Source organism: Rheinheimera sp. SA_1, from assembly GCF_001669775.1.
GTDB lineage: Bacteria > Pseudomonadota > Gammaproteobacteria > Enterobacterales > Alteromonadaceae > Pararheinheimera.
On sequence record NZ_LXWK01000018.1, the window covers coordinates 369,507 to 380,468 of the forward strand.

A 10,962-nucleotide genomic window follows, 5' to 3' on the forward strand; every position below is an offset into this window, starting at 1 on the left:
ACTGGCTTATTGCAGGCTTACCAATGAGAGACATTCCTGGCCTTTGGCCGTCTATTTACTTAATTTCGGAGCTGATCAACACTGATGGCAACGAAACTCTTACGGCATCGGTGCCGGTTGCTATTTCAAATGTTGATACAACCAGCCATTTTGCGATTCGCCATGATTGGTCTGTTGATCATAAGCTGCATTCTCGTCTTTGAGTTTAGTCATTAACTCATTCCCGATTGCGTTCGCCGCGTGCTCTAGCTCTTTACAGCTGGCAAAAGTGCCCACAGCTTTAATTTTCGTATCAATTTCTTTTGCGGTAGCAACAGCGAGCTCACCATGGCCCAGTTCGTGAAGTTCCAGCTGTGGGTACCAGCTTGCCCAAACATCCTGAACCTCTTTCGCCGCGGCTTCGAGTTTTGGCATGGTATACACCAAGTCTAACGTCGTTTTAACTGCAGTGAGTTTGCATTGATGCAGACTGTTGTTCCACCAAAACTGCCATTTAATGTAATAAGCGGCGTGGCCGTGAAAAACTTTGCCATCCTGTCTGATCGGTGAAGCTTGGTTCAAAGATTCACTTAGCTGTTCCTTCGACGACGCTGATACTTTGTAATGAATATACTTTTCATTGATGACAACTTCAGCACTGGCGATCACAAAGTAAAAAGCACTGAAGATAATTAAGTATTTCAAAGACTTCTCCTTATTTTACAGCAAAAAACGTCCGCGCTAAGCCAACACAGTTCACTCAAAATGATTCAATGAGGCCCACATTTCAGGACACCCACATTTAGCACATTTCAGGACACCCACAAAAAGCAACCATCAGCCCGCAGCCTGAAATCGGGTTCGAAACTGTTCTTTAAACCGCCTCGATAACGCCAGTTGTTGGCCGTTCTTCAGTACCAGTTCGCCATCGCCGCTGGGTTGGTAGCTGATATTGTCGATATGCCGATGGTTGACGGCGAAGCTGCGGTGGATGCGGCTAAAACCCTGAAGTTCCAGTTGCAACATGGTTTGGCTGAGCGTAGCGCGTAACGGGTAAATGCGGCCTTTGCAATGCAGGTTGACGTAATTGCCGCAGGCTTCAAGCCACTCTATGTCACTGATCGCCACCAGAAATTCGCGGTCGAGTTTTTTCACTAAAAAGTGCTGTGGCGAGTTGGGTTGAAGGGGAACTGCCGCTGTTACAGCTTCATTTTCGGTGTTCTGTCCGGCTTTCACGCCCGGCTCATCATCGCCACTGATCAAGGTCGCATCGCCGGTCAGCCGGTGATAGACAAATTGCAACAACTGATACAACCCGAGCAGAAACAGATAACCCCAGGCATCTTTGCGGTATTCATAAAACAATTCCCGCAACCAGGGGCCAAAGTCGTAACCACGACCAAGCAGGCCATAGACTAACTCCCGGCAACCAACCATCAGACCGGTGTGCGCCAGTGAAAATAATAACGAGCCGAGCAGATGTGCCAGCAGCAAAGCGCGTAACTGAGTGAGCCGCAGCGGATGACGATCAAACCACCAGACTAGCAACGGCGCCAATAACAAAGTCGCCAACATGCTGCTGTATTCCCACAAAAACGGTTCCCACAACGGCAGCATATTACCGGGTTGCCGGTTGTGTTCCATCCAGACAGATGTTGCGTTGATAGTGTTGTTCAGTAATATATAAAGCGCCAACGCCAAATAACTATACAACACCTTATGCCGCTCAAAACGCTGTAGCCAATTAATCCGTTCACCGTTGGTCACAACCATCCACCTCTTAACCCTGAAATCCACAGCTTAGCCACCGGGCGCTTGGCGTGGCCCCTGCGCTCCGACATGCTGCATTCCATCAAGCCTCAACCCACTGGAGTCACAGCATGACACAAACTGAAATTAGCCGTCGAGATGTACCTGACATAGGCCGCCGTTACGATCTGGACTGGTTGCGCATTCTGGCCTTTGCCGTGCTGATCTTATACCACGTCGGTATGTATTACGTGGCCGATTGGGACTGGCATATCAAAAGCAGCGTCACCAGCGTGGTATTACAGGACTGGATGATCCTGACCAATCCGTGGCGGATGTCGTTATTGTTTTTATTAAGTGCGATGGCGCTGAGTCTGGTTCAGCAAAAAGTTGGCGCTGCGGCTTTATTACGCAACCGCAGCAGCAGGTTATTGATCCCACTCCTGTTTGGCATGTTCGTGATCGTTACGCCGCAGGTGTATTTTGAAGCACTGAGTCAGGATTTAATTGAACCCGGTTATCTGGCGTTCTGGTGGCAATATATTAATCCTTCGACCGATTTACTGGTGGATCATCACAGTCCGATTGGCCTGCTGACCTGGAATCACCTGTGGTTTTTACCTTACTTATGGTGCTATACCATGCTGGTGTTACTCTGCCGCAAGCCGCTGAATGCGCTGGCGAAAGTCTTGCAACCTGTCCCAGGCCGCTATGCCTTGTTAGCACTAGTTTTGATATTTGTACCCATTGTTTATTTCCTGCAACCGCTGTTCGAAACAACGCATGCCTTGGTGGATGATTGGTACAGCCATGCCAAATATGTTGCGGTGTTTATTGCCGGTTATTTGCTGGCGCAGCATAAAAGCTGGTGGCAAGCGGTGATTGACCATCGCCGCTGGTTTTTGGCACTGGCACTTTGCTGTTATAGCTTTGCAATTGCCGATCGGCATGACGTGTTTCCGGCATTGGCGGCGCAGTTTGACCATTCGGTGTCTGTGCAGTTGGTGTACCGCTTAAATTCGGTGCTGAATCATTGGGGCTGGTTGTTGGCGGTGCTTGGATATGCAGGGTTTTGGCTGAACCGGCCGGCGTTCAGCTTTGATCAAGACGGCAAAATCCGTCGTTATTGCACAGTCGCCATTTTGCCTTGTTACATGCTGCATCAGAGCTTGACCATTGTGTTTGCCAGCTGGCTAAAACCACTGGCAATCCCGGTTAGCATCGAAGCGCCGTTGCTGATTATCCTGACCTTCGCCGGATGTATAGCAGGTTTTGAACTGATCCGTCGCCTTGCACTGCTGCGCTGGTTGTGTGGCATGACGCCGCTGCAACAACCAACTGCCGCGAAGCAGAAGGTGTTAGCAGTGGCTTAAACTCAATATTCAGACGGCGTGTCGTAGTTTGCGGCTGAAGATCTGCATATAAAGGGCAGGCACAAACAATAACGTCAGCACGGTGCCAACACCCACGCCGCCGATCAACACAAAGGCCAGCGGTCCCCAGAAGGTATCCAACGTCAGCGGGACAAACGCCAACATTGCCGCCAGTGCCGTTAGCAATACCGGTCTGGCGCGGTGCACCGCCGCATCAACCACCGCATCACGCGTCGACTGGCCGGTCGCTAGATTGTCAGTAACCTGCTGGGTTAAAATCAGCGTATTGCGCATTAGAATTCCAGCCAGGCCAATCATGCCTAACAACGCAACAAAGCCAAACGGCTGGCGGAAAATCAATAAACCCAAAGTGGCGCCAATCAGACCCAACGGCGCCGTGGCCAGTACCATCCACATGCCGGTGAACGAACGCATTTGCAGCATAATAAAAATCAGCATCAAGGCGACCATCAGCGGCATCAGTTTCTGGATTGAAGCGTCGGCTTTGCCGGATTCCTCCACCGAACCGGCCTGCGCAATTTTATAACCCACTGGCAGCGAGGCCTGCAGTTCCTGCAGTTGTTGCCACAAACGGTTGGAGACATCGTTTGGCTGCGCACCTTTAACATCGGCAACCACCGCCAGATACGGCGTGCGGTTGTACCTTTTCAGCAGCGGTTGCTCATATTCGACTTTCAGCTCGCCCAGCTGGCGAATGGACACGGCCTGACCGCGGACGGTTTTGATTTCCAGCGTTTCGGCTTTTTGCGCTTGCTGACGCTCTAACCTGGCCACCACTTCGACGGTGCGAATATCTTCCCGCAGCTGCGACACCGAGACGCCGGTTAGTTGTAATTGCAGTTGCTGCGCCACTTCAGTCGCAGTCAGACCATAAGCTGCCATGGTATCGGCCTGCAGTTTTAACCGCAGCACCGGTACCCGTTCGTCCCACTCCAGATGCGCGCCAACGATATTGGCGTCTTTCACCATCAATGCCTGCACCTTCGTGGCAATTTCCCGCAGTTTCGCCGGATCTTCGCCTATCACCCGGAAACTAACTGGCCATGGCACCGGTGGACCAAACAACAAACGGCTGACGCGGATCCGCGCTTCGCTGAACATGCCCTGGTCGATATGCTGTTGCAGCAACTGCATGATGCGATCACGCGCAGCGGCGTCTTGCGCCACAATCAATAATTTGGCAAAAGCCGGATCTGGCTGCTCTGGATTAGCGGAGATAAAAAACCGCGGTGCGCCGGCGCCAATAAAAGCCGACATGGTCCGCACATCAGCATTCCCGGCCAGAAGTTGCTCCAGTTTACGGCTGGTGGCGTCGGTATTTTTCAGCGCCGTGCCATGTGGCAGATAAATGCTGACCAACACTTCCGGCCGGTCGGAACTTGGGAAAAACTGTTTTTGCACCAGCTTGTTCATCGCCAGCAAGGACAACAACAACATCAGCACTGTGGTAAGGATCACGGTTTTTTTCTGCTCAACACACCAGACAATCAATGATCGCAATTTCAAATACAGCGGTTTTTGGTACATATCTTCATGATGGGCTTTGACATCTTTGAGCAATTTCACGCCAAGATACGGCGTAAAAGTGACAGCCACCAGCCAGGATAAAATCAGCGCCGAACCCACCACCCAGAAAATATTACCAGTGTATTCACCCACCCCGGAGCGGGCAAAACCAATAGGCACAAAACCGGCAATGGTGACCAGCGTACCAAAAGCCATCGGTGCGGCCGTGGCCGACCAGGCAAAACTGGCGGCTTTGATCCGATCCATGCCCTGTTCCATTTTCACCATCATCATTTCGATGGCGATAATGGCATCGTCAACCAGCAAGCCCAGCGAAATAATCAGCGCGCCTAAGGTGATCCGATCCAGGTTAATTCCCGCCACTTTCATCACCAGAAAGGTCAGGCCTAAGGTCAGCGGAATGGCAATGCCAACCACTAAACCTGCTTTAAAACCAATCGCCAGAATGCTCACCGCCATCACCACCAGCACCGCGACCAGAAATTTCAGCTGAAATAAATCCACCGCCGCCGAAATAGCTTCCGCCTGATTGGTCAGCTGATGTAATTCCATCCCCAGCGGCAAACGGGCACTGGTTGCGGCAATTTCAGCCTGCAGCGCCTGACCCAGTTGCAAACCGTTTTCGCCGCGCTGCATCACCACACCTACCAATACTGAATCCATACCGCCGGTACGCGCCAGCATTCGGGCTGGTTCTTCGTAACCACGGCGGACTTTGGCCAAATCGCCTAGCGGCTGAATGGCGTCTTTCACCCGAATGGGTAATTGTTGCAGTTCTTCCAGACTGTCGACGCGCGCATCAATGCGCAGCGCCATCGACGGGCCATTGGTTTCAATTTGTCCGGCCGGAATTAACCGGCTAAAACCACTGATTTGCTGTCGTAAGTCGGCGGCTGAAATGCCAAGAGTACTGATTTTTTGCTGATCAAATTCGATATAAACCCGCTCTGGCCGGTCGGCAATCAACACTGCTTTTTGCACGCCGGGCACCAGACTTAGCTTGTCGCGCAACACTTCGGCTTCCCGGCTCAGCTCACGAAACGGCAAACCGGGCGCACTTAACGCCACCAGACTGAAATACACATCAGAAAAAGTGTCGTTGACGATAGGACCAACCACCCCTTCCGGCAATGACGCACTTTCTTCGAGCATCCGCTTGCGCACCTGATAAAACAAGTCAGGCACAATTTCAGCTGGAGTATAGTCTTTAAATTCAATGGTTAAAGTGGCAGCGCCTGGCCGGATATGGCTGTCCAGCTTGTGGACGTAGCCAACTTCCTGAATGCGTTTTTCCAACCGGTCGGCCAGTTGTTGTTGCATTTCATCGACCGTGGCGCCCGGCCAGTACACTGACACCAGCATGGCGCGAATGGTAAATGAAGGATCTTCTGCCCGGCCCAGGCTTAAAAAAGCATAGGTGCCGCCAATAAAGGATAAAATGATAAAAAACAAGGTGATGGCGCGTTCCCGCACCGCCAGCGCTGACAAATTAAACTTCATTGTGGCAGCTCCTGTACCGCCATGTCCGGCTGCAGTAAATGGGCACCCAACACCACCACATGACTGCCGTTAGCAAGGGAAGTGCGGATCGAGGCCATTTCACCCTCCAGCACCAGAATTTCTATCGGTGACGCCTGCACTTTGCCATCCGTCACTTGCCAGATTTGCGGCTGGACACCACGTTCATCCAGCGCGCCGACCGGCACCTGCGCTATCTGCGACTGATCTTCTTGAAAATGTACCTGCACCACCCGGCCGAGCGCGACCGTCGTTGGCGCGTCCAGTAAACGATAGCGCGCCTGACGTGACAAACTTTGTGGGTCAGCGCTACCGGCAAAACTGCGCAGTTCCAGCTGCACCGACTTACCGTCGATCAGCACAGTGCCGCTCACCGGCGGCGTCAGATTTTCGGGTAACTGAATTTCTACTTCTGCTTGTTGCACCGTTGCCAACGATGCCATCGGCTGACCGGCCGTCACTACCTGGCCCGGTTCGCTGCTGATTTGGGTGATAATGCCATCGTCCGGCGCATGTACTTTGGCGTAGGTAAGGGCATGACGCGCCTGCTCCAGCTGCGCCTGGCTGCGGTCCCGATTGGCACTGGCTTCGTTGTATTTTAACTGCACTTGTTCCAGCGCCTGCTCGCTAATAAAGCCTTTTTTAATCAGCGCTTTAGTCCTGGTTAATTCTGCCTGCATCGTGTTGACACTGGCTTTGGCAGCATCGACCCCGGCCTGCGCAACCCGCACCGCTTCAGTTAAATCTTTTGGATCCAATTGCAGTAGCAATTGCCCTTTACTGACTAACTGACCAGGCTCAATCAGTCGTTGCTGTAACCGTCCCGACACCTGAAAAGCCAGTGGCACTTCGGTACGAGCCCGCAGCACACCGGTAAATTCCAGCTGGTGCTGTTGTTGCAGCTGCAACGGAAGCGTTTTCACCCAACGGCCATTTTTGCTATGATCGACCACGACCGCCGGATCAGAACACCCATAAATTTGAAACAAAATGGTGATAACCAGCAGCAATTTGATGCAGCGCATAGATCCCTCGGTATGAGTCTGTCATTATCAGACGATTGCGTTTAGAAACTAATTATTGAACGACTTTGTTCAATAAACAAGAGAATTTTTATGACAGCCACCAGCGGCAGACCCATCGATCGTAGTAAAGACACAGCAATTTTGCTGGCTGCCCGCAAACTTTTAATTCAGGAAGGCGTCGGCGCAGTCACGATGGAAGCGGTGGCGACCGAGGCAGGTGTGTCCAAAGCCACCTTGTATTCCCGCTACAGCAACCGCAACGAGTTAATTGAAGCGGTACTGCGTGCCCAATCGGACTTTTTTATCGAAAGTTTAAACCCGGATATCCGCAACCCAGACCAACTAGTGGAAGCACTGGTCAGTTTTAGTGTGCGGTTGCTGGAATTTTTATGCAGTGACGATCAGATCTGCCTGATGAATACGCTGCATGGTCACCAGGGGATGCCAGACGATTTACGCCACCGCATGTATGAACTGGGACCACAAGCAACCTGTGACCAGTTTCAACAATGGCTGGGCAACGCAGGCGCTGCCGGTTTGTTACATTGCCCCGATCCGGAAGCCAGCGGCGAGCTGCTATTTGGGATGCTGGTCGGCATGGATATGTTAAGGCGGATGTTCCAACAACCACCCAAACACGCCGGTTCAAAGATTGAAAGCCATGTCCGTAACGTGATTACGCTGTTTATGCAGATGCATCAACAGCCGGGCGGCTAAGCGACCGCCAGACCGGCGCTGTCCGGTTTCTAACGCAATCAGTTCCTCAATTAACAACAAATGTTTCTTTAACGTTGATACTCAATCCGAATCAAGTTAATTTCAGCTGGCTATCATCGGCAAAAAGCAGAGGTTTGGTACAAATCTGCGCCTTAAACCATCAATGACTGTCATTACAAGGAACGTTCTTATGCTGAAAAAACAGCTGATTCTGGTCATCGCAGCCCTCGTCGTCAGCGGCTGTGCTTCAACAAAAGCCGCGGATGAATATCCCAACTTAGCCGTTACTCAAAACGAAATACAATCGACTAAATGGCTGCAATTACAACGATTTGTGGCTCGATATCCGATATCGGCTGCAGCCAGTTCCATCGACGGATGTGCAACAGTGGAGTATGTCATTACGCCACAAAATGAAATCAAAGATCTCAAGGTTATCGCATCAACCCGCAAAGATTTTGCTGAAGCAGCAAAATACGTCATTAAAAAATGGCGATGGTCCGACTTACCAAAAAATATCATTACCCAACCGGTAAAAACCCAAACCCGCTTTGAATTCTGTCTGGATAAACCAAACCAACCATGTGCGTTGAATATTCCGGTACATGCCTGTCCGGGTGAAGATGTGCTGTATTCGATTGGATCGGTGGTTAAAAGGTAAACACGAAAACTTTAATGGCTTTCTTGACTTAGCTGCTTTCCAATCAGCCTGCTCCTCCTTTATAAATAAAACTGTTATTACCGCCATTACCTTATGTACCGCTACAGGAAAAAGGACACCCACACATTAGCAGGAAAAAGGACACCCACACATTCTAAAATGTGGGTGTCCTGAATTACTAATCTACTGGAATACACTGACCAAGCTGCTGGCTCATTCTAAAAAGTGGGCATTCTAAAAAGTGGGTGTCCTGAATTACTAATCTACTGGAATACACTGACCAAGCTGCGGGCACATTCTAAAAAGTGGGCATTCTAAAAAGTGGGTGTCCTGAATTACTAGAATTACTAAAAATGTGGGTGTGCTGAATTACTGTTAAGTGATTGCCAGTATCGAAGAGCCGAAGGTGATTGCACAGATCCTAAAACACCTGAAGCAGAAAGCGGACAAGTACGACATCAGCACAAGCAACCGCCAGAACGAGCGCCTCCTTTGGTTCCACGCTTGCTCGACCCATCTCAGCGTCGTCTTATTGATGAACGGCCTCAAAGCCTACACTGCCAGTTTCACAGTGGCCGTTGGAGCAACTTACATCCGGCGAAGCAGCAGTCAGTGATTTTACTGCAAAGACGAATCTTATCAGAGCGATTTGGGCTGGTTCGACGGTAAAAGTTGTGATTTGAACGTTAAATGAGTGAGAATATTTCGGGTACAAGATATCCTAGGAGGGCGAAAAGCCTTTTTATACTTCATATACTCTTTTGTAGAACCATCGCCTCAGGTATGCTGCGGTATCGTGTAGGTGCGGATATGGGAGAGTTCAGTTGTTGGGTCAGTCATTTCAGGATCTGTTGGCGCGTGCCAAGCAAGCCACGGCGCAAGCACGAGTGCGGGAGGCCTATCAGCTTTGGACTGAGGTTCTCCGTCTGAAGCCCACCAATGTTGAGGCGCTGTTCAATCTGGGCATCATCGCCATGACCAATGGCGATGTGGCCACGGCGGTGGGGCTGTTGCAATCCGCCCATCAGGCCGCGCCGACGGAACCGATGGTGCTGTTACATCTGGCAAATGCCCGGGCGCAGACGGGCGATGTGCAAGGCCAATGGGATGCCTTGCAACAGGCGTTGGCGATCGACCCCTATTTCATGCCAGCCTTGTTAGGTCAGGGCCAAATATTGTATGGCCAGGGCAAAAAGCGCGCCGCGGCGTCGATGTTCCGCAATGCCATCAAGATCGCGCCGCTCCCCAGCGAGTGCCCGGAATGGCTGAAAACCCCCTTGGCGGAGGCGCACCAGGTCGTTTACGATCACATGCAGGAGCTGACGGCCCACCTTGAGGGCGCCTTGGGCAGTACCCGTGCCGCGTTGGAGGCGTCGGTTTTGGAGCGCTGGGACGAAGCTGTGTCGATCCTGTCGGGCAAGACCACACCTTATCATTCGGTGTGCAATCAGCTGCATGTCCCCCGTCTGCCGGCTATCCCTTTCTATAATACCGAACTGTTTCCGTGGGTTGCCGATTTAGAGGCCCGCACGGACGATATCCGCGCGGAAATGATGCGGGCGTTGAGCGACCATGGGACCGACTTTACCCCCTATATCAACTATCGCGCCGGTCAGCCGGTGAACCAATGGCAGGAACTGAACCAGTCGACCCGTTGGGCCAGCTATTCCTTATGGCGGGCAGGAGTACCGGATAAAGCCAACCTAGCCCGGTGTCCGGCGACGGCCGCCGCCTTGCAAGCGGTGGAAATGGCGGAAATTGGCGGCTTGTGCCCCAACGCCATGTTTTCCGCCCTGTCGCCCCATACGGCCATCCCGCCACACCATGGCGAGACCAATGCCCGGTTGGTGGTGCATTTGCCCCTGATCATCCCGGAAAACTGCCTGTACCGGGTCGGGTTTGAACATCGGCGGTGGCAGGAGGGTAAGGTGCTGGTGTTCGATGACACCATCGAACATGAGGCCCGTAACGATAGCGACCTGTTGCGGGTGGTGCTGATCTTCGACGTGTGGAATCCGCTTCTGTCCAAGGCTGAACGCGACATGGTGAACGCTGCCACCAGCGCCGTGAGCGCCTTTTATGCCGCCGAGTAGCGGCCCAGAAAACCGGACATCCACCAATTTCCATAATGGACCATTTGTGGGACCATTTGTGGACACCCACAAATCATGACACTTGTGCAGGTCGCGGGTGAGGCGCATGCATGACCATTTGTGGACACCCACAAATCATGACTATTAATCACTGACCATTTGTAAATAAAAAGAAAACCAGACACCCACCAATTTCCATAAAAACTTGACATTAACTTTTTTGCAACCAAATTTAAAGCCAAAGGATTTTTTGACTGTCAGGATGACATCATGCCCAAACCACGTAAATTGCAAATCTC

Annotated in this window: 8 protein-coding genes and 1 pseudogene; 5 read left to right on the forward strand and 4 right to left on the reverse strand. The window is 51.6% G+C overall.

Annotated features, from left to right (window positions below; genetic code table 11):
- Positions 1–120: 120 nt before the first annotated feature.
- Positions 121–684, reverse strand: coding sequence for a DUF922 domain-containing Zn-dependent protease (locus tag A5320_RS19330; RefSeq protein WP_068069019.1), 564 nt, complete (start codon positions 682–684; stop codon positions 121–123).
- 132 nt (positions 685–816) lie between these two features.
- The gene (locus tag A5320_RS19335; protein ID WP_231916787.1) at positions 817–1,746 is read right to left on the reverse strand and encodes a LytR/AlgR family response regulator transcription factor; all 930 of its coding nucleotides are present in this window, start codon (positions 1,744–1,746) and stop codon (positions 817–819) included.
- 113 nt (positions 1,747–1,859) lie between these two features.
- On the opposite strand from A5320_RS19335, the gene A5320_RS19340 reads away from it, so the two are divergent.
- Complete coding sequence (locus tag A5320_RS19340; protein WP_068069026.1) at positions 1,860–3,101, forward strand: acyltransferase family protein; 1,242 nt, start codon at positions 1,860–1,862, stop codon at positions 3,099–3,101.
- Between the two features lie 9 nt (positions 3,102–3,110).
- Here A5320_RS19340 and A5320_RS19345 read toward each other — a convergent pair whose 3' ends face one another.
- Both A5320_RS19345 and A5320_RS19350 read right to left on the reverse strand, forming a co-directional pair.
- Positions 3,111–6,149 carry an efflux RND transporter permease subunit gene (locus A5320_RS19345; RefSeq protein ID WP_068069030.1) on the reverse strand — a complete coding sequence of 1,013 codons (3,039 nt, stop codon included), beginning with the start codon at positions 6,147–6,149 and terminating at the stop codon, positions 3,111–3,113.
- Positions 6,146–7,192, reverse strand: a complete 1,047-nt coding sequence (locus A5320_RS19350; protein WP_068069033.1) for an efflux RND transporter periplasmic adaptor subunit — start codon at positions 7,190–7,192, stop codon at positions 6,146–6,148. The genes A5320_RS19345 and A5320_RS19350 overlap by 4 nt, the downstream gene beginning before the upstream one ends.
- A 90-nt stretch (positions 7,193–7,282) precedes the next feature.
- On the opposite strand from A5320_RS19350, the gene A5320_RS19355 reads away from it, so the two are divergent.
- The 4 genes and pseudogenes from A5320_RS19355 to A5320_RS19365 all read left to right on the forward strand — a co-directional run bounded on the left by A5320_RS19355 (position 7,283) and on the right by A5320_RS19365 (position 10,663).
- On the forward strand, positions 7,283–7,909 hold the full coding sequence (locus A5320_RS19355; RefSeq protein WP_068069036.1) for a TetR/AcrR family transcriptional regulator: 627 nt from the start codon (positions 7,283–7,285) through the stop codon (positions 7,907–7,909).
- A 190-nt stretch (positions 7,910–8,099) separates the two neighbouring features.
- Positions 8,100–8,570: an energy transducer TonB gene (locus A5320_RS19360; RefSeq protein ID WP_068069039.1), complete on the forward strand. Its 471-nt coding sequence runs from the start codon at positions 8,100–8,102 to the stop codon at positions 8,568–8,570.
- Positions 8,571–8,949: 379 nt separating this feature from the next.
- Positions 8,950–9,107 (forward strand): annotated as a pseudogene (locus A5320_RS22310) (IS91 family transposase); the annotation flags it as partial.
- A 287-nt stretch (positions 9,108–9,394) separates the two neighbouring features.
- Positions 9,395–10,663, forward strand: coding sequence for an aspartyl/asparaginyl beta-hydroxylase domain-containing protein (locus A5320_RS19365; RefSeq protein WP_068069042.1), 1,269 nt, complete (start codon positions 9,395–9,397; stop codon positions 10,661–10,663).
- Positions 10,664–10,962: the final 299 nt, after the last annotated feature.